General features: G+C 58.9%; 14 protein-coding genes. 5 read left to right on the top strand and 9 right to left on the bottom strand.

Going from position 1 to position 20,328, the window contains the following annotated elements; all coding sequences use genetic code 11:
• The first annotated feature begins 74 nt into the window (after positions 1-74).
• Positions 75-710: a S24 family peptidase gene (locus IH404_RS17745; RefSeq protein WP_194438617.1), complete on the top strand. Its 636-nt coding sequence runs from the start codon at positions 75-77 to the stop codon at positions 708-710.
• Here IH404_RS17745 and IH404_RS17740 read toward each other — a convergent pair.
• The 4 genes from IH404_RS17740 to IH404_RS17725 are packed head-to-tail and all read right to left on the bottom strand — an operon-like array spanning position 707 to position 6,233.
• Positions 707-2,632 (bottom strand): acetyl/propionyl/methylcrotonyl-CoA carboxylase subunit alpha, encoded by a 1,926-nt coding sequence (locus IH404_RS17740; protein WP_194438615.1) that lies wholly within the window; start codon positions 2,630-2,632, stop codon positions 707-709. The genes IH404_RS17745 and IH404_RS17740 overlap by 4 nt on opposite strands.
• A complete protein-coding gene (locus tag IH404_RS17735) occupies positions 2,629-3,435 on the bottom strand; it encodes a gamma-carboxygeranoyl-CoA hydratase (RefSeq protein WP_005789216.1) in 807 nt (268 codons plus the stop codon). The genes IH404_RS17740 and IH404_RS17735 overlap by 4 nt, the downstream gene beginning before the upstream one ends.
• Before the next feature lie 15 nt (positions 3,436-3,450).
• Complete coding sequence (locus IH404_RS17730; protein WP_194438613.1) at positions 3,451-5,058, bottom strand: carboxyl transferase domain-containing protein; 1,608 nt, start codon at positions 5,056-5,058, stop codon at positions 3,451-3,453.
• An 11-nt stretch (positions 5,059-5,069) separates the two neighbouring features.
• Positions 5,070-6,233 carry an isovaleryl-CoA dehydrogenase gene (locus tag IH404_RS17725; protein ID WP_005789212.1) on the bottom strand — a complete coding sequence of 388 codons (1,164 nt, stop codon included), beginning with the start codon at positions 6,231-6,233 and terminating at the stop codon, positions 5,070-5,072.
• Between the two features lie 151 nt (positions 6,234-6,384).
• On the opposite strand from IH404_RS17725, the gene IH404_RS17720 reads away from it, so the two are divergent.
• On the top strand, positions 6,385-8,022 hold the full coding sequence (locus tag IH404_RS17720; RefSeq protein ID WP_194438611.1) for an AMP-binding protein: 1,638 nt from the start codon (positions 6,385-6,387) through the stop codon (positions 8,020-8,022).
• Positions 8,023-8,120: 98 nt separating this feature from the next.
• Positions 8,121-12,827, top strand: a complete 4,707-nt coding sequence (locus tag IH404_RS17715; protein WP_242462614.1) for an NEL-type E3 ubiquitin ligase domain-containing protein — start codon at positions 8,121-8,123, stop codon at positions 12,825-12,827.
• Between the two features lie 549 nt (positions 12,828-13,376).
• Here IH404_RS17715 and IH404_RS17710 read toward each other — a convergent pair.
• The 3 genes from IH404_RS17710 to IH404_RS17700 form a co-directional block, all read right to left on the bottom strand.
• Positions 13,377-14,276: a hydroxymethylglutaryl-CoA lyase gene (locus IH404_RS17710; RefSeq protein ID WP_005789205.1), complete on the bottom strand. Its 900-nt coding sequence runs from the start codon at positions 14,274-14,276 to the stop codon at positions 13,377-13,379.
• A 16-nt stretch (positions 14,277-14,292) separates the two neighbouring features.
• Positions 14,293-14,685 carry a MerR family DNA-binding transcriptional regulator gene (locus tag IH404_RS17705; protein ID WP_005789203.1) on the bottom strand — a complete coding sequence of 131 codons (393 nt, stop codon included), beginning with the start codon at positions 14,683-14,685 and terminating at the stop codon, positions 14,293-14,295.
• Between the two features lie 115 nt (positions 14,686-14,800).
• On the bottom strand, positions 14,801-15,736 hold the full coding sequence (locus tag IH404_RS17700; RefSeq protein ID WP_032880570.1) for a LysR family transcriptional regulator: 936 nt from the start codon (positions 15,734-15,736) through the stop codon (positions 14,801-14,803).
• A 150-nt stretch (positions 15,737-15,886) separates the two neighbouring features.
• Here IH404_RS17700 and IH404_RS17695 point away from each other — a divergent pair, with 150 nt between their 5' ends.
• Positions 15,887-17,116: an acyl-CoA dehydrogenase gene (locus IH404_RS17695; RefSeq protein WP_005789200.1), complete on the top strand. Its 1,230-nt coding sequence runs from the start codon at positions 15,887-15,889 to the stop codon at positions 17,114-17,116.
• 119 nt (positions 17,117-17,235) lie between these two features.
• On the opposite strand, the gene IH404_RS17690 is transcribed toward IH404_RS17695, so the two are convergent.
• Together IH404_RS17690 and xthA are read right to left on the bottom strand one after the other, a co-directional pair.
• Positions 17,236-18,567: a phosphate ABC transporter substrate-binding/OmpA family protein gene (locus tag IH404_RS17690; RefSeq protein WP_005789198.1), complete on the bottom strand. Its 1,332-nt coding sequence runs from the start codon at positions 18,565-18,567 to the stop codon at positions 17,236-17,238.
• Between the two features lie 116 nt (positions 18,568-18,683).
• Positions 18,684-19,496 carry an exodeoxyribonuclease III gene (xthA, locus tag IH404_RS17685; protein ID WP_005789196.1) on the bottom strand — a complete coding sequence of 271 codons (813 nt, stop codon included), beginning with the start codon at positions 19,494-19,496 and terminating at the stop codon, positions 18,684-18,686.
• A 168-nt stretch (positions 19,497-19,664) separates the two neighbouring features.
• Between xthA and IH404_RS17680 the strand changes: the two genes are divergently transcribed.
• Positions 19,665-20,315, top strand: coding sequence for a GNAT family N-acetyltransferase (locus IH404_RS17680; RefSeq protein ID WP_005789194.1), 651 nt, complete (start codon positions 19,665-19,667; stop codon positions 20,313-20,315).
• The last annotated feature ends 13 nt before the right edge of the window (positions 20,316-20,328 follow it).

Here is a 20,328-nt window from a genome sequence, read left to right as displayed (position 1 = left end):
GTATTTATGTCGTTTTATGGATTACTACAAACTGTTTATTGCCCCGAAAAATACGCACCGTATTGTCAGGCGCCATGGATAACTGGATAGCGTTGGTCAAAGCCAACATGAAAGACCGCAAGGTCACGCAGGAGCAACTGGCAGAGCGCCTGGGCATGTCCCAGGGCGGCGTCGGCCATTGGCTCAACAAGCGCCGGGTGCCGAGCCTTGCGGACATGAACCGGGTGCTGGCCGAGCTCGGGCTGGGCTACCTGGAGGTGGCGCTGGAGATTCGCGAACGGGCCGCGCAAGAGCGTGCGTTGCAACAGCAATACAACCCGTATTTTCGCTATCCGGTCAGCGACTGGCAGCAGGCGTGCGAGCTGCGCGAAGAGCGTGCACCCTATGGGCCTGGCCGCTACGAATTGACCGATTACCACGCGCGTGGCGAGGCGTTCTGGCTGCCTGTAACGGGCGACGCCATGATCGCGCCCACGGGCATGAGCATTGGTGCCGGGGCGATGATCCTGGTGGATCCGGCCATCGATCCTGTACCCGGCAAACTGGTGGTCGCCCAATGGTCTGGCAGTTCCCAGGCCACTTTTCGCCAACTGCAGGAAGAGAGCGGCCAGCGCTATCTGGTGCCGCTCAATCCGACGTACCCCAAGGCGCTGCTCACCGACGACTGCCGCATCCTTGGCGTCGTGGTGCAAGCCACCGCGAAGTTCTAGGCGGTGGTTTCAAGCTCCACCAGCGCGCTGCCTTCGGCAACCATTTCACCTTCCTGGCAGAACAGCGCCTTGACCACCCCGGCATGGGGCGCACGGATGCTGTGTTCCATCTTCATGGCTTCGAGTACCACCAGCGGTGTGCCAGCCTCAACGGTTTGGCCTACCTCTACCAGCACACGAACGATGCTGCCGTTCATCGGTGCGCTGAGACCGCCCTGATGAGATTGGCCGGCCTCGACCGCCGCAATCGGGTCGAACAGCGTGACAGCATGCATCTCGCCATTCCAGCGCAGGTACAGGCTGCCTTCGTTGCGGACCGCCAGATGGGCATGGCGTACACCCTGGTGTTCGATCAGCAGTTGCTCGCCGCACAACTGCGACGTGTGCCCGGCCAATGTCACCAGCCTATCCTGCCCGTTGCAGGTCAGATGCAGCGACACTTCGGCGGGCAGGCCCGCACGAAAGCCCTGGTTATTGGCCCAAGGCCCATCACCTACCGGCAGGCTCTGCATAAATGCCGAACCTGCTGCCTGCCAGAATGCATCGCTCAACGCACCGGGCGCCGGTAACAGTTCATCCTGATAACGCGGGATAAACCCGGTGTCCAATTCGGCCGCCGCGAACGCGGGATGGCCGATGATGCGCCGCAGAAAACCCAGGTTGGTCTTGAGCCCACCCACCGCGAACTCATCGAGCATACTTAAAAGTCGCAGGCGTGCCTGTTCGCGGTCTTCGCCCCAGGCAATCAGTTTGCCGAGCATCGGGTCGTAGAAGGGCGACACGCTGTCCCCTTGCTCGACACCACTGTCTACCCGACGGCCCGGGCCTGGGCTGGACTCGCGGTACAGCGTCAGGTGCCCGGTGGCCGGCAGGAAATCATTGGCCGGATCTTCGGCATACAGCCGCACTTCAATTGCATGACCGATCAAGGGTACCTGCTCCTGTGTGATCGGCAGCGCCTCGCCCTGGGCGACCCGAATCTGCCACGCCACCAGGTCCAGACCGGTAATCGCCTCGGTGACCGGATGCTCCACCTGCAGTCGCGTGTTCATCTCCATAAAGAAAAACTCGCCACGGGAATCCAGCAGAAACTCCACCGTACCGGCACCGACATAGCCGATGGCCTGGGCCGCACGCACGGCCGCTTCGCCCATGGCCTTGCGTTGCTCAACACTGAGCCCCGGCGCCGGCGCTTCCTCGACCACCTTTTGATGGCGCCGCTGGATCGAGCAGTCGCGCTCATTGAGGTACAGGCAATGGCCATGCTGGTCGGCAAACACCTGAATCTCGACATGGCGCGGCTTGAGCAGGTACTTCTCCACCAGCATCTGCCCATTGCCGAAGGACGACAGCGCCTCGCGCTGGGCGGAGGCCAGGGCATCGGCCAATTGGCTGACATCCTCGACCACCTTCATGCCCTTGCCGCCGCCACCGGCCGTAGCCTTGAGCAATACCGGGTAGCCAATACGCTCACAGGCGGCGCGGAAGGTCTCCAGGTCCTGGGCCTCGCCGTGATAGCCCGGCACCAGGGGCACACCGGCGGTTTCCATCAATGCCTTGGCCGCCGATTTGCTGCCCATGGCGTCGATGGCGGCAGCGGGCGGGCCGAGGAAGATCAAGCCTGCCGCCTCGATGGCCCGGGCAAAGCCAGCGTTTTCCGAGAGGAAGCCGTAGCCGGGGTGAATCGCCTGGGCGCCACTGGCGTGGGCGGCGGCAATCAGTTTGTCGATTTGCAGGTAACTGTCGGTGGCTTTGCTGCCTCCCAGGTCGACACGAATATCCGCCTCGCGGCTATGGCGCGCATCACGGTCGATGGTGCTGTGCACGGCCACGGTCGTCAGCCCCATGGCCTTGGCAGTGCGCATGACACGGCAGGCAATCTCGCCACGGTTGGCTACCAGTACGGTGGTCAGCGTGCTCATGAGCGCGGCTCCTGGGCTTGCCAGCTCGGCGCACGTTTTTGCAGGAAGGCCCGCAACCCTTCCTGGCCCTCGGCGCTTACGCGAATGCGCGCAATGGCGTTTTCGCAATAACGTCGCAGCGCCGGGGTGAGGGCACCGTTGCCCACTTCACGCAGTAAATCCTTACTGGCGCGCATCGCCGCCGGACTGTTTTGCAGCAGGTTGGCCACCCACTGGTCCACCTGGTGATCCAGGCTCTCGGCCGGATAACTCTCTGCCAGCAAGCCGATCTCCTGCGCACGCTGGCCGCCAAATCGCTCAGCCGTCAGAGCATAGCGGCGGGCCGTGCGTTGGCCGATGGCCTGCACCACAAATGGGCTGATCACTGCGGGCGCCAGGCCGATGCGCACTTCCGACAGGCAGAATTGCGCGTCATCGGCGCCGATGGCCATGTCGCAGCAACTGATCAACCCCAGCGCGCCACCATAGGCCGCACCTTGCACCACGGCCAGCGTGGGGATTTTCAGCTTGGACAGGTTGTACATCAGCTCCGCCAGTTCGCGGGCGTCGTCCAGGTTGGTGTGGTAGTCCAGCTCGGCCGACTGCTGCATCCAGGCCAGGTCGGCGCCGGCACTGAAATGCTTGCCGCGCCCGCGCAGTATCAGAAATCGCAGGGACGGGTCGGCTTGCACCCGGTCCAGGGCGATGATCAGTTCGCGGATCATTTCGGCATTGAACGCGTTGTTCTTGGCTTCACGACTGAGCCACAGCGTGGCAAAGCCACGGCTGTCGGTGATCAGTTCGAGGGTGTTGAAATCGTTCATGGGGTGCAGCTCCATTTACATGCGGAACACGCCGAAGCGGCTCGGCTCGATGCGGGCGTTCAGTGCGGCGGACAAGGCCAGGGCCAGTACGTCGCGGGTCTGCAGCGGGTCGATGACACCGTCATCCCACAAGCGCGCGCTGGAGTAATAGGGGTGGCCCTGGGTTTCATACTGGTCGAGGATCGGCTGCTTGATGGCGGCTTCCTCCTGCGCACTGAAACCGCTGCCTGCGCGCTCAGCCTGCTCACGCTTGACTTGCACCAGCACCCCGGCGGCCTGTTCGGCGCCCATCACGCCAATGCGTGCGTTGGGCCACATCCACAAGAAGCGCGGGTCATAGGCGCGGCCGCACATCCCATAGTTACCGGCGCCAAAACTGCCACCGATGATCACGGTGAACTTCGGCACCCTGGCGCACGCCACCGCCGTGACCAGCTTGGCACCATGCTTGGCGATGCCGCCGGCTTCGTATTTCTGGCCGACCATAAAGCCGGTGATGTTTTGCAGGAACAGCAGGGGGATCCCACGCTGGCAAGCCAGTTCGATAAAGTGCGCGCCTTTCTGCGCGGCCTCGGCGAACAGGATGCCGTTGTTGGCCAGGATCGCAATCGGGTAGCCATGCAAGTGCGCAAAGCCGCAGACCAACGTTGTCCCGAACAACGCCTTGAACTCGTCGAACACCGAAGCGTCCACCAACCGCGCGATGACTTCGCGCACATCGAACGGCTGCTTGGCATCCGCCGGAATCACGCCGTACAGCTCTTCGCTGCTGTACAGCGGTGCCACGGGCGGGCGCTGCAGCAACTCACCTTGTTTACGCCAATTGAGGTTGGCCACGGTGCGCCGGGCCAGCGCCAGGGCGTGTTCATCGCTGTCGGCGTAGTGGTCGGCCACGCCGGAGATCTTGCAGTGCACATCGGCGCCGCCGAGGTCTTCGGCGCTGACCACCTCACCGGTGGCCGCCTTCACCAGCGGCGGGCCCGCAAGGAAAATGGTGGCTTGCTGGCGCACCATGATTGCTTCATCGGCCATCGCCGGCACATAGGCGCCGCCGGCGGTACATGAACCCATCACCACGGCGATCTGCGGGATGCCCTGGGCGCTCATGTTGGCCTGGTTGAAGAAGATCCGCCCGAAGTGTTCGCGGTCGGGGAATACCTCGTCCTGGCGCGGCAGGTTGGCGCCGCCGGAATCCACCAGGTAGATGCACGGCAGACGATTCTGCTCGGCGATGGTCTGGGCGCGCAGGTGCTTTTTCACTGTCAGTGGGTAGTAGGAACCGCCTTTGACCGTGGCATCGTTGGCGACGATCATGCACTCCACGCCTTCCACGCGGCCGATTCCGGCAATCACGCCAGCCGCCGGTACGTCTTCGCCATACACCTGATGAGCCGCCAGTTGGCTGAGTTCAAGAAACGGCGAACCCGGGTCGAGCAAGCGATTGATGCGCTCCCGGGGCAGCAGCTTGCCGCGCGAGGTGTGGCGTTCCTGGGCCTTGGCACCGCCACCCTGTTGCACGTGGGCAAGCAGGGTATGCAGGGCGTCGACCTGTGCAAGCATCGCCGCGCTATTGGCGGCAAATTCCGCCGAGCGCGGGTTGAGTTGGGTATGCAGGGTGGCCATGACGCGCTCCTTCAGCGGGTTTCGTTGAACAGTTCGCGACCGATCAACATCCGCCGAATCTCACTGGTGCCGGCGCCGATTTCATACAGCTTGGCGTCACGCAACAGGCGTCCGGCAGGGAATTCGTTGATATAGCCGTTGCCGCCCAGGATCTGGATCGCATCCAGGGCCATCTGCGTGGCGCGCTCGGCGCTGTACAGGATTACACCGGCGGCGTCCTTGCGCGTAGTCTCGCCGCGCTCGCAGGCTTGGGCCACGGCGTAGAGGTAGGCGCGGCTGGCGTTGAGCTGGGTGTACATGTCGGCAACCTTGCCCTGGATCAGCTGGAATTCGCCGATGCTCTGGCCGAACTGCTTGCGGTCGTGGATGTAGGGCACGATCAAATCCATGCACGCCTGCATGATCCCGGTAGGGCCGCCGGAGAGCACCACGCGCTCGTAATCCAGGCCGCTCATCAGTACTTTCACGCCGCCATTGAGCACGCCGAGGATGTTTTCTTCCGGTACCTGCACGTCATCAAAAAACAGCTCGCAGGTATTGGAGCCGCGCATGCCCAGCTTGTCGAACTTGTTGCTGCGACTGAAGCCTTTCCAGTCGCGCTCGACGATGAAGGCCGTGATGCCGTGGGGGCCTTTTTCCAGGTCGGTCTTGGCGTAGATCACATAGGTATTGGCGTCGGGGCCGTTGGTGATCCAGGTCTTGCTGCCGTTGAGTACGTAGTGGTCGCCGCGTTTGTCGGCGCGCAGTTTCATCGAGACCACATCGGAGCCGGCATTCGGCTCGCTCATGGCCAGGGCGCCGATGTGCTCGCCGCTGATCAGCTTGGGCAGGTACTTGAGTTTCTGTTCGTGGTTGCCGTTGCGATTGATCTGGTTGACGCACAGGTTGGAGTGCGCACCGTACGACAGCGCCACCGAGGCCGAGCCGCGGCTGATTTCTTCCATGCTCACTACATGGGCCAGGTAACCCAGGCCGGCACCGCCATATTCTTCCGGCACGGTGATGCCCAGCAGGCCCATGTCGCCGAACTTGCGCCACAGGTCGGCGGGGAACAGGTTGTCGATGTCGATCTGCGCCGCACGCGGTGCGACTTCCTTGGCCACAAAGGACTGCACCTGGTCGCGCAGCATGTCGATGGTTTCGCCGAGGGCGAAGTTCAGGGACGGGTAACTCATGGACAGGCACCTTAATGTGAGCTTTGTTGTTGTGTGGGTCGGGCGCAGGAGGAGGGCGCTCACCTTTACGTTAACGTAAGCTTGCGTTGCGGCGCTGTCAATCGTAGTTTACGTTTACGTCAACCTACAAAAAAGACAACAAGGGGTCGTTATGGATCAACCGAATCAGAGCTACAGCCGTGGCTCTCAGGACAAGTGCTTGCTGGCCATGACCATTGGCCAGGCATTCGATCAAACCGTCGCGCAGTATCCCGATGGCGAAGCCTTGGTGGTTCGCCATCAGCAGCGGCGCTACACCTGGCGGCAACTGGCCGAGGCGGTTGATCTGCATGCACGGGCGTTCCTCGCCTTGGGTATGCAGATCGGTGACCGCCTGGGTATCTGGGCACCCAATTGCGCCGAATGGCTGATCTGCCAAGTGGCAAGCGCTAAGCTCGGGGTGATCCTCGTCAATATCAACCCGGCTTATCGCAGCAGTGAGCTGGATTACGTGCTCAAGCAATCCGGCTGCCAATGGCTGGTGTGCGCCGGTTCGTTCAAGAGCTCCGATTACCACGCCATGCTTCAGGCATTGAAGCCTGAGCTGCGCGGCCTCATCAGTCTCGATCCCAGCCCGCCGCCTGAATTCATGTCTTGGTCGCAACTGTCGGCCCTGGGCGCCGGAGTTAGCCCCGAGCAACTGCAAAGCCGGCAGACCAGCCTGCACTTCGACCAACCCGTGAATATCCAATACACCTCAGGCACCACCGGTTTCCCCAAGGGCGCTACCCTCAGTCACCACAATATCCTCAATAACGGTTACATGGTCGGCGAAAGCCTGGGCTTGACCGCGCAGGACCGCCTGGTCATCCCGGTGCCGCTGTATCACTGCTTCGGCATGGTGATGGGCAACCTCGGTTGCATCACCCACGGCACCACCATGATCTATCCCAATGACGGTTTCGACCCGCTGCTGACACTGACTGCCGTCGCCGAAGAACGAGCCACCGGCCTGTACGGCGTGCCGACCATGTTTATCGCCATGCTTGATCACCCAGGCCGGGCCGGGCTCGACTTGGCCAGCCTGCGCACCGGCATCATGGCCGGAGCGACATGCCCGATCGAAGTCATGCGCCGGGTCATCAACGAACTGCACATGCGCGAAGTGCAAATTGCCTACGGCATGACCGAAACCAGCCCCGTGTCGCTGCAAACCGGGGCGGATGACGATATAGAACGACGCGTCACCACGGTGGGCCGCACCCAACCGCAACTGGAGACCAGGATTGTCGATGACGCCGGCAACACCGTGGCTCGCGGCGTGATCGGTGAACTGTGTACGCGGGGCTACAGCGTGATGCTCGGTTACTGGAACAACCCCGACGGCACCCGGGAGGCAATCGATGAGGCTGGCTGGATGCACACCGGCGACCTGGCAACCATGGACGAGCACGGCTACGTCTGCATTGCCGGGCGTAACAAAGACATGATTATTCGCGGGGGCGAGAACGTGTACCCGCGTGAGCTGGAAGAGTTTTTCTTCACCCACCCGGCAGTGGCCGATGTGCAGATCATCGGTATTCCGGATGAGCGTTACGGGGAAGAAATCGTCGCCTGGATCAAATTCCATCCGGGGCAGGTCGCCAACGCACTGGAGCTGCAAACCTGGTGCAAGGACCGTATCGCATATTTCAAGACACCCAGGCACTTCAAGTTCGTGGACGAGTTTCCGATGACGGTGACGGGAAAGATCCAGAAGTTTCGGATGCGTGAGATCAGTATCGAGGAGTTGGCGTCTACTCGCGACTGAGGGCGGGTGGAATCGCAGCGTGGGGTATGTGGATACCACTGTTTGATGGAGAAACGATCGGATATTGATTGTTTGTTCTATCAAATGGAATTCGGTAAATGAGTAATCTCGATCAACGTGACAGCAGTCAATCAGTTGTGGTGCAGAGTGTACATGCGGGTGTCATACAGGATCGGTTGCCGCCTTGGTATGGCGGCGCTGCTCTGAAGCACAAAAAGAAGTTTTCTGAAACACAATTAGTAGTACCGCAGTGGTACAAAAACGTATCGCCGGAAAGAAAACTGGTCGTGAGCACGGCGTACGAACGCTGCTTTAGAGCATTGAACAAGCTGGATGCAAGGTTTAATGAAATGCAAGGCGCTGTGGCGTTTTCCGAGCCGCTTCTAGTGGCTGCAATGAAAGAGGAGTTTGGTGGGGATTACGATGTAAGACGGCTGTTTTTCGCACGTGAAGTACTGGTGCCCGCGGATCGCTCAAAAGTCTTTGGCCCGGAGGCCAGCTGTTACTACCGTTATGAAGGTGTCAGCTTGATCGAGGCCGCGTTAAATAATTTTGCAGTAGAAGATACGCTTGAAGTGGCCGACGAGGACGCCCGTCTCATCACCCGGTATGATTTTCACGAGCGGTCTCACACATTTAATCAGGCCGATGTCCTCACTCGAAAAGTTTCGATAAAACCCCACGTGTTTGCAAGTCTGTGCAGAACGTTGGATTTAGGTTCGCAGTACTTGAGGCATGTCGAGTCATTCGTCAGTCCCGCCGATACACCCAACTTGGCTATGGGCAATCCGGCAAGAGCCGTTCGTCACCTAATGATTGGTGCGGCCATGCAGCAGTTGGCGTTCGCCGCCGAGATGGCGGTTGAGTGCGGGGATATCGAGCAAGACGCCTACCAGTTGGTACGACAGTTGATGTGGCATCAGAAGGAACTGAAGTGGCGGGGTAAGCCCGTAAGTTTTTCGTGTTTGAAAGTGCTGGGTCAGCCGCTGGCGAAAATTATTGTTATCGGAAATTTGAACACTTATCCAGTGCGCGGTGTGTTTGTGCACAAGCCTGAGCCCTGTTTAGTATTCATTCCGGGAGATCCTGTTTGTATGCTGAAGGAGTATCCCGACTTAAGTACCTTTGGAGTCGATTTGGTGGGGCGATTATGCGTGGCGGATTACCGAGTCTTTTTCAGTCAGTTCATCCCTCACGAGCGACAATCGCAATTTTATACAAAGCTCAAGCGAAGCTTGGATCCTACTGACCAATTTGCTGAACTTGAGGATTTTGATGCCGACAAGAACGACATAAGAACATTCACCACTGGCTATGGACTTCGCCTTTCGTTGTTGTGGCAAGACTATGCTCGGCAGAACGTCGATCTCATGCTGGATAACACCCGGGCGATAGCCGTTTCCACCGACGCGGCAGACACACGTGCGCGTAACGCCTGGCTGGTTAAGTTAGGCAGCACGGCTTTGAATGTCTTGAACGTAGCTGTCCTTGTCTTTCCAGAGCTGGCGCCCGTCATGTTGTTAGTTGGCGCGGTGCAAATGTTGCAAGAGATCGGCTCGGGTATGGAGGCGTGGGAAGAGGGAGATAAGAAAGCCGCATGGGCCCACGTTTCAAACATCGCCTTTAATGCGGCGACGACGGTCGTGGGTGCCAAGTTGTTACCGCTTGTCAATACAGCATTTGTCGAGAGCCTGGCCCACGTGCGTTGCCCTGACGGCAATATCCGTCTGTATTCTCCTGCGCTGAAACCCTACCAGCGACAGGTCACACTGCCCGATGGGCTTTCGGTCAATGAGCATGGATTATATGAATTTGAAGGGGGGTTATACCTGAGGGAAAACAACACGTATTACCTGGTGGAGCGGGTGGGGACCAGCAATCACTATAAAATCCTGCACCCGGACAACGCGGCAGCTTACACACCGAAGGTAAGCCGTACGCGCGCAGGGGCTTGGGCTCACGAGCATGAAAACCCACTGACATTGACCGATTCGCAGTTGATGCAGCGGCTTGGCCCGACGGCAGAGCGTTTTGCTAATGAACCACTCAAGCTTGAACGCATTGTGCAAATGTCTGAAACCAATATGGACACTCTGCGCAAAATACATGCAGATCAATCACCACTGCCTGCCCTCCTGGCCGATACCTTGAAGCGATTGGAAATGGATAGTGCAGTGGCGCAGGAGCCCAACACTGTCAGCACCTCACAGAGGGCGGCGTATCAGTCTGAGCTTTTCGCTCAGCGCTATGCCGCTGCTGAGAACGCAGGCAGCGAGGCCGCAAGGTTGATCAAGCGTGTGTTTCCTTCGCTTCCCCAGGCCGTTATTGAAGAACTGTTGAACGGTGCCAACTCCGTAGAAATGAAAAGTCTCATCGAACACAATCGCGTGCCGTTGCGACTGGCGGAAGAGGCTCGCCATTATCAACGGCAAGTGCGATTGGCGCGGGCTTACGAAGGGCTGTACCGCAAGACCCTGGGCAATGACGACACACAACGCATGGTGCTGCACAGCCTGAGTAAGCTGCCTGGTTGGCCCGCCGACCTGCGCATCAATATCGTCGAGCGGCTGCCTGTCGGGGAGCGTCTGTTGGATTCAGTGGGACCGGAGAATGCGGTCGTCAAGCGTCGTTTTATCAAGTTTGGCTCCAAGAACCTTTATGAAGTCCAAGACGACAAGTTTGCAATATTGAATTCTCAGGCGGACATCTATGGGGCTGTCCTGTCAGCGCTTTCTCCCGAGGAGTGGGCGGCGATGAAACTGACTGCCCATGACCGTGGCGCGAGCTTGAAGCAGGTGCTGGAACAAATGCCGCTGATGCCTCGCGATGAACTGTGCGGGTTGCTGCAGATGCAGCCTGTCAAGCCCCGCTATAGACCGCCAATGCGCCTTGCCGGTGGGCGCGTGGGTTACCCGTTGAGTCCGGTAGGCGCAGCGAGTCGTCGGCCTTATGCATGTGAAAGGGCTGCATTAGAGCTCTATCCCTCAAAGTCCATCGCGCAGGTGGAGCAGATGTTGGATCTAAAGGACGTCGGCGATATTGAGTTCTTGGCAAAAATGAAAGTGCTCAATGAGGAGTTCGAGCAACTCAAGACAGACTTGAACGCTTGGCACGACAGCGGTGAGTGGCACCAACGCAGGTCCCGGGGCCGAGTGGTTGAAGCCATCAAAGACGCTTGGCAGCGCAGATCGACGCAACCCGCCATGGCCCCCGAGCAAGAAGGTATGAAGTACATCTTGCGCTTGGCCGATGAGCAAATCGGCGAGTTACCGCCGATTACGGCGAACATGGACCATGTGGACTGTCTGGATCTATCGAGAATGTATCTTTCGGATGCGTCGTTGCCTTTCTTGAACGCATTTGGCGGTTTACGTTGGTTGGATATCAGCTACAGCAACTTCACACGACTGCCGGAGTTTGCAAATGGTGGCGCGGGTTTGACCACGCTCAACTTGAGCGGCAATGACATACGGCTGACGGGGCAAAGCCAGGCACGTCTCGAAGGTATGCAACGTTTGACCAGACTGAACCTCTCCCATAACCATCAGTTGGGATGGGTCGCCGATCTGAGCAACATGCATGATTTGAACCGGCTGGATCTGGCGAATACCGGAACGACAACGTTCCCCAGAGGCGCCGAACATCTGAATAACTTGGCCTGGATCGATCTGCATACAAACGCGATGACTGAATTGCCTCAGTACGCCGTCGATCATCCAGATCGAATCAGTGTGCATGATAATCCTGTATCGGAAGAACGCTTTACCGATGATCACGTCACACTCGCCGATGGGCGCAGGTTGTGGCTACACGATTCCCCCGTAGAAATGCTAACCAGTCGCGGCGATATGTGGGACCAGCTCAGCTCCAGTCCACAGGCTGCGGCATTTTTCGCCGTGCTGGCGGACACGACACGTTGCGCAGAGTACACCTCCGGGGTTACTCGGCCGCAGTTGGCGGAGCGCGTCTGGGACATGATTAAAGCGGTCTATGAGAATCAAACGACTCGTGAAGTATTGTTTAAGTCAGCCGATGGTCGCGCTACTTGTGGTGACGGCAGCGTACTTGAGTTTATGAACCTGGAAATTGACCTGTTAGTGGAACAATCGCTTGAGCAGGTTGGGGAGCATGAGGTGGAAGCGACCTTTATTAACACGGCTGGGCGGCTTTTTCGCCTGAAGCTGGTGGATATCATCGCTGAGCGTGATGTCGAGGCGCGAGGGGCAGCTTTCGCGGAAGAGACCGAAGTCGTTCTTGCGTATCGGACCGGCTTGGCACAGCGGCTGAATTTGCCGATCAAAACCTTTGAAATGCTCTATCGCCAAACTGCTGGTGTGGGCTCGGAAACGCTTGATGCTGCTTATTTACAAGTGCTTGAGGATGAAAAAAATATCAGCGAAAAGAGTCGTTTTTTTGTAGATATGGAATTTTGGAGGAACCAGCTTCGTACCCAATACTCACAGGAGTTCAACGTCCTGACGGGCACCGATTTTGAGTTGATAGCTGAAACGCAAGAGGCGTTGGAAGAGGTGGCTGACCTGCAAAAAACACAGGGTGACCCTGTAGAGCAAGATGCAAAACAGGCGTGGCAGCAGGCGTACGACGAAGCGGTTAACAGAGTTGCTCGCCTGCTGGGTAAGACCCGGGATCAAATTCTGACCGACGGTTCCATGACCGATGCTTTTTATCATCAGCAAATGAAACAACTGGGTGCGCTGCGACAATCCAAAGAGACAACGGCGATGCAGACCCTGACGGTCACTGTGCTTAACAATTTCTCAGCGAAGAAGGTGGCATCCGTTTAAGTCAAAAAAGTGCGAACAGCACAAAGGGGACCCGAAGGTCCCCTTTAATTTGTCGTTGCGTGCTCTTTTCTTATTATTGAGGGGCGGCCTGTTGTTGTTTTTGGTAGCCGTGACCCGTACTGCTGTTTTTGGCGACCCCCATCCAGGGTCAAGAGCAAACGTATTTTTTTGAGCGCTGACCTGCTTCTTCGTAAACGATCCAACCAGTGGTAGCTACCTGAGGTAGTTTTATTTTTCTCTATCCGGTTGCGGGTTGCGGCATGCCGTACCCTGCGAAGCACATCTTCTCCAAAAAAATCTGTTAGCTGCGTCTCTGCCGTGTTGTTTTTGTTATGTCAGAGTCGTTTCGTCTTGTTTTTATTAGGTTTGGCGCTTTTTATTCTTGTTATGCCATAAGAGATAGCAGGAGCCGTGCCAACTTTTTAAATTCGTTTAAAATCATGTAGTTAGTTTTTATCGGGCAAATAGTTTTGCCCAGCCATGACGAATTCTGTTCCCGCGTTACCCGTTGTGCCGGTGTGCGGTAACACATTGTCACAGCTGTGCTACTCAACTGGCGTTACGCACCTTCGCAACCCGCGACCCGCTAGGTCGACCAAGGACGTGGCTGATCTGCCGGCCTGCGCCAATCAAGCGTTCCAGGTCGATCCCCGTTTCGATCCCCAAACCGTTGAGCAGGTACAACACGTCTTCGGTGGCCACGTTACCGCTGGCGCCCTTGGCGTAAGGGCAGCCGCCGAGGCCCGCGATAGAGCTGTCGAATACATTTATACCTTCCAGCAGGCTGGCATAGATATTGGCGATGGCCTGGCCGTAGGTGTCATGGAAATGCCCGGCCAGCTTGTCCCTTGGCACTTGCGCCCCGACCACCTCGAACAGGCGCCGGGTAGCGCCCGCCGTGCCTGTGCCGATGGTGTCACCCAGGGACACTTCATAGCAGCCCATGGCGTACAGCTCACGGGCGACCGCGGCCACTTGCTCCGGGGCGATATCGCCTTCGTAAGGGCAGCCCAACACGCACGACACATACCCGCGCACGCTGATGCCGTGCTGTTTGGCCGCGGCCATGATCGGCGCGAATCGCTCCAGGCTTTCGCTGATGGAGCAGTTGATATTGCGCTGGGAAAAAGCTTCGGACGCCGCGGCAAACACCGCAACTTCCTTGACCCCGGCCGCCAGCGCATCCTCAAACCCGCGCAGGTTCGGCGCCAGTGCACCGTAGGTCACGCCGGGCTTGCGCTGGATCTGCGCGAATACCTCAGCCGAACCGGCCATCTGCGGCACCCATTTGGGCGAGACAAAACTGCCGACTTCGATATAGCTCAAGCCAGCTTCGCTCAACGCGTCTACCAGCTGGACTTTGTCCGCCACGCTGATGGGCTGGGCTTCGTTCTGCAAACCGTCGCGTGGGCCGACTTCCACCAGGCGCACGTAAGAGGGGAGGGACATGGCAGTTACCTTCTGGTTAATGGCCGGCCTGGCTCATGGTGTGCGCAAGGGCCTGGGTGCAGCGCTCTTCAGCGGTGTCCAGTTCCAGCTTCATTTGTTCGATATCCAGCAGTTGCTGTTCCAACTGTTCGCGGCGTTCGGCGATCTTCGCCAACATGCTGTTGAGCTGGATCTGGTTACCGCCGCTGGGGTCGTAGAGTTCGATCAGTTCGCGGCATTCGGCCAGGGAAAAGCCGATGCGCTTGCCCCGCAGGATCAGCTTGAGGCTGACTTTGTCCCGCGCCGAGTAGATACGCTCCTGGCCCCGACGTTCCGGGGCCAGCAGGCCTTGTTCTTCATAGAAGCGAATGGCGCGGGTGGTGATGTCGAGCTCGCGGGCGAGGTCGGAGATGCTGTAGGTGGTGCTCATGGCGGTGCTCAAGAAAGGCTTGGCGCTAAGCTAATTGCAGGTTGACGTGAACGTCAAGGGGCTCTGCGCGTGCCATCGGGGGCAAGCCCCCTCGCACAATGGGTATTCTTGAACCTTAGGATTGCTGTTTGTCGAGCTTCTTTTCGTGGGCGGTGACTTGCTGGCACAACTCGATCATCTGCTCACGCATCCAGCGGTTTGCCGGGTCCTGGTCGGTGCTTTCATGCCAGTACAGGTGGGTTTCCACCGGGGGTACGTCGTTGACCGGCAGGTTGAACCAGTGCAGTTCATGGCGACGAGCGAAGCGTTCGGGCACGGTCATGACCATGTCGGTCTGCTGCAACACTTGCGAAGCCATCAGGTAGTGCTGCGAGCGCAGGGCGATCTTGCGTTGGATGCCCATTTTGCCCAGCGCCAGGTCCACATGGCCCAAGCCATTGCGACGGCTGGAGATATGGATGTGGGTCAATGACAGGTAGTCATCCAGGCTGAATTTGTCCTTGCCTGCCATGGGGTGACCCTTGCGCATGGCGCACACGTAGCGGTCTTCCATCAATTTGACATGGCGCACCTGCGGGTCGGTGTTGAGCGGCGCATCCACGGCAAAATCCAGGCGCCCGGCGGCCAGTTCCTTGGTGGTCTCACGGCGCTTGGACAGGAAACTCTCGATCACCACGGTCGGCGCCAGGCGGCGCAGGCGCTGGAACAATAGCGGCAGAATCACCGCTTCAGTGAGGTCGGTCATGCTGATGCGGTACGTCTTGGCGGCCTGCTGGGGATTGAAAATCCGGCTTTCCTGCACCGACACCCGCAGCAACGACAGCGCATTGCGCACCGGGCCGATGATGTTCTGCGCCATCGGTGTGGGCACCATACCTTGGGCGGTGCGTACAAACAGCGGGTCGTTGAAGGTTTCGCGCAGACGTGCCAGGGCGTTGGACACCGCTGGCTGGGTGATGCCGACGATCTGCCCGGCGCGGGTCAGGTTGGCTTCGGTATAGATCGCATCAAAGACGATGAAGAGGTTGAGGTCGACCTTGCTCAAATTCATTTCGTTGCGCTCTTATTGTGAGTGTCCATGCGCCGATCATATATCGGTGATGAATGTTAATACACGCCGAGAATAGGCTAGGTAAATTATCAGCGCTGTTCTAGCATCGAATACATGACCTAAACAACCTCTCAAAGAAGGGAGCTGCTCATGGATTTCGCCTATTCGCCCAAGGTTCAGGAACTGCGTGAGCGCGTCACTGCGTTCATGGACGCATACGTCTATCCGGCCGAGCCGGTGTTCGAACGCCAGGTCAGCGAAGGTGATCGCTGGCAGCCCACGGCCATCATGGAAGAACTCAAGGCCAAGGCTAAAGCCGAGGGTTTGTGGAACCTGTTCCTGCCGGAATCCGAGCTGGGCGCTGGGTTGACCAACCTTGAATACGCGCCGCTCGCTGAAATCATGGGGCGTTCGTTATTGGGCCCGGAGCCGTTCAACTGCTCCGCTCCCGACACCGGCAATATGGAAGTGCTGGTGCGCTACGCCAACGAAGAGCAGAAACAACGCTGGCTCGAACCGCTGTTGCGTGGCGAAATCCGCTCGGCCTTCGCCATGACCGAGCCCGATGTTGCCTCCTCGGATGCCACCAACATGGCCGCCCGCGCCGAACGCCAGGGCGATGAGTGGGTGATCAACGGCAAGAAATGGTGGACCTCCGGCGCCTGTGATCCGCGTTGCAAAATCCTGATCTTCATGGGCTTGAGCAACCCGGATGCGCCGCGCCATCAGCAGCACTCGATGATTCTGGTGCCGGTAGACACCCCCGGCGTGAAAATCGTGCGCCCGTTGCCGGTGTTCGGCTACGACGATGCCCCCCATGGCCACGCCGAGGTGCTGTTCGACAACGTGCGCGTGCCGTATGAGAACGTCTTGCTGGGGGAAGGTCGTGGCTTCGAAATCGCCCAGGGGCGCCTTGGCCCGGGCCGTATCCACCACTGCATGCGCTCCATCGGCATGGCTGAGCGTGCCCTGGAATTGATGTGCAAACGCTCGGTCAGCCGCACCGCGTTCGGCAAGCCGCTGGCCCGTTTGGGCGGCAATATCGACAAGATTGCCGACTCACGCATGGAAATCGACATGGCGCGCCTGCTGACCCTGAAAGCGGCGTATATGATGGACACCGTGGGCAATAAAGTGGCGAAAAGCGAAATCGCCCAGATCAAGGTGGTGGCGCCGAATGTGGCCTTGAAGGTGATCGACCGTGCGATCCAGATCCATGGCGGCGCCGGGGTTTCCAATGATTTTCCGCTGGCTTATATGTACGCCATGCAACGTACCCTGCGCCTGGCGGATGGCCCGGACGAAGTGCACCGCGCGGCGATCGGCAAGTTCGAGATTGGCAAGTATGTGCCGCGGGAGATGATGCGCGGCGGGCAGTAGCACCGCGTCGCCTCTATCGGGAGCAAGCCCCCTCCCACATTTGACTGTATTCACAAATCCAAATGTGGGAGGGGGCTTGCTCCCGATAGAGGCCAGATTGAACAACACCAACTCAAGCTTCAGTACACCCAAACCTCCACCCGCCGATTCTTGATCCTACCTTCGTCTGCGGTATTCGCCGCCACCGGCATCTGCGCGCCAAACCCGCGAATATCCTTGAGCACCACGCCGCTCTTGGCCAGCTCGCGGCGCACCGCCATCGCCCGTAACTTCGACAGCAACGCCGCACGTTGCGGATCGTTCTTGGTATCGCCAAAGCCCACCAGCGTGACCTGCTTGTTCAGCTTGCCGTGGCTTTTGATATAAGCCACCACCCGCTGCAAATCCTGGCGTGCCTTGTTGTCGAGGCTGGCGCTACCCTCTTCGAAGCGAAAATTCACCGTCAGGCGCTGAGCGTCGCGGGCGATGGCCTGGTAGTCGTCAGGCATTGACGGGCGAGGTGTCACGCCGATCGCCTGCACCTGCTGGGCGATAAAACCATTGGCCGCCACAATCGCCTGGCCTTTACTGGATTGGGTAAAGTCCACCAACGCCTTGGCCCACGGATTGCGGGAGGAGGGCGGCAGATAAAAGAACAGCCGTCGCGACAGCGGGTAATCTTCGGTGGCGATGAGGCTGGTCAGCGGCAACATCGGTTGCGAGTCACCATCGGCAATCGCCACTGCTTTGGCCTGACGCACATAGGGCAGGCCGATAAAGCCGATACCCTGGGGATCCTGGCTGACGGCATCGGACAGCTGTTCGCTGGATTCGAAACGTTTGGCTGACGGCGCGAGCGGCTGCTGACGTCGGCTCAACACCAGTTCCCTGAAGGTGTCGTAGGTGCCGGACTGATCATCACGGGCATATAAATGAATGGCACCGCCACTCCCGCCCAATGCCTCCCAGGTGCTGACTTCGCCGTTGAAGATCTGGGCCAACTGCTCGGTGTCAAGAGTATTGAGTGGGTTGCGTGGGTTAACAATGATCGCCAGGCCATCAATGGCGATGACCTGTTCGGCATCGGGGCTTTTCAGGTCACCCAGAGGTTCAAGGTCCACCAGTTCGCCGTCCTTGATCGGGCGGGACGCGGCGGCGAGGTCAGCGCGGGTATTTTTCAGCGCGGCAAAGCCGGTGCTGGAACCGTGGGCCGCGACTTCGATGGTCACCGTCTTGCCTTGGCGCGTCGTGCCGACCACGCTCTGTTCGTTTGCCCCGGCGCCCGGTTCGCTGCGTACATCCCGTAAGCCTTGATGCTCCATCAAACCCATGACCAACGCCGGGCCGAGTGCCGCGCCGATGGTGTTGGAGCCCTGGATGCGCAGGGCAGGACCTTGGCCGGGAATGGGAAGAGGGGCTGCCACGGCAGGGAGGGTGATCGCAATACACAGGAACAGAACGCGCAGCATCATGCCGGCACCTTCTCAAGCCAAAGGAAGTGCCGCGAGATTAAGTCAGTTGGGTTGCAGCAATGTGACTGATGCGTCGCACCGCCCCTCCCACATTTAGATCTTCACCAGGCTTGCTATCAGCTCAGTTCCAACCAGATCGGTGCATGGTCCGACGGCTTCTCCAAGCCACGCAAATCGTAATCCACCCCGGCATCCTTGACCCGTGGCACCAGCCCGGTGGACGCCATGATCACGTCAATGCGCAGCCCGCGCTTGGGCTCATCCTCAAACCCACGGCTGCGATAGTCGAACCAGCTGAAACGGTCGTTCACGTCCGGGTTGAGGTGGCGGAAGCTGTCCACCAGGCCCCAGTTCTTCAGGCGCTCCATCCACTCGCGCTCTTCCGGCAGGAAGCTGCACTTGCCGGTTTTCAACCAGCGCTTGGCGTTATCGGCGCCGATACCGATGTCGCAGTCTTGCGGGGAAATGTTCACGTCGCCCATCACCACCAGCGCCTGGTCATTGCTGAACTGGCTTTCCAGCAGGTGCTGCAAGTCTTCATAGAAGCGCTGCTTGGCCGGGAACTTGGTGGGGTGGTCGCGGCTTTCGCCCTGGGGGAAGTAGCCGTTCATGATGGTCACCGGGTGACCGTTTTCATCGGCGAAGGTGCCCCAGATAAAACGACGCTGGGCGTCTTCTTCATCGCTGGCAAAACCTTTGTGCAGGCTCAAGGCCGGCTGGCGCGAGAGCAGGGCCACGCCGTAATGGCCTTTCTGCCCGTGGTAGTACACGTGATAACCCAAAGCCTGCACTTCGGCCAGCGGGAACTGATCATCGTGAACCTTGGTTTCCTGCAGGCCGATCACGTCAGGTTGATGCTTTTCAATCAGCGCCGCCAGCTGATGAGGGCGAGCACGCAGCCCGTTGATATTGAAGGAGACGATTTTCATGGTCGGCAGTCCAGTCTGGCAAAAGGGCGATGCTAGCCGACAAGTCGGACGGGGGCCAGCGTGGCGGTAGGGTGAATGCGCTGCTAATGTCTGGGAACGACTGGAGCTGCGCAGGTTCGTACCCATAAGAACGCCATGTTTGAGTGGCGCCCAGGGAGATTGACTGTTATGCCAGACACTTCGACGGCCACTGCCGAAATCCGCCTGCTCAATAGCGGTTATTCCCGTGAAGCGCGATCCCTGCTTTACCAGGCGTATCGCCATGAACCGACCTTCGCCTATATCTTCGAAGCCGAACGGCCGGGTTACGAGCAGCGGGTGCGCGCCACCGTGCGCGAATTGGTCAAGCAGCACTTTTTTCAGAAACTTCCCGCCATCGGCCTGTTCGTCAACGACCGGCTGATCGGTATCGCCCTGATCGCGCCGCCGCAACGACGCCTGGGCATCACCGAGAGCTGGGCCTGGCAGATCCGCATGTGGCTGAGCACCGGCGTGCGCGGTACGCGACGCTACCTGGAATATCATCAGGCCGTACTGGCGTGCCTCCCCAGCGAGGCTGTGCATGTGCTGCCGCTGCTGGGCATTCACCCGCAGTTCCAGGGCCAGCATCATGGTGAGCAACTGCTTGAAGCAGTACACAATTGGTGCGCCGACGATCCGCATTCCTCAGGCGTGGTGCTCGACACCGGCAACTCCCGTTACCTGGATTTCTACAAGCGCCAAGGCTATGAGGAGATCGGTGAAGTCGCCGTAGGGCCGGTGCTGGAACATGTGTTTTTCCATCCCAATCCCCAGGCGTTACATCCTGCAACGTCTTAGGACAGAATTATTC

It is taken from the genome of Pseudomonas sp. OST1909 (assembly GCF_015277575.1).
Classification (GTDB): domain Bacteria; phylum Pseudomonadota; class Gammaproteobacteria; order Pseudomonadales; family Pseudomonadaceae; genus Aquipseudomonas; species Aquipseudomonas synxantha_A.
The sequence above is the reverse complement of the archived record's forward strand: the minus strand, read 5'-3'. Positions and strand labels throughout refer to the sequence as shown.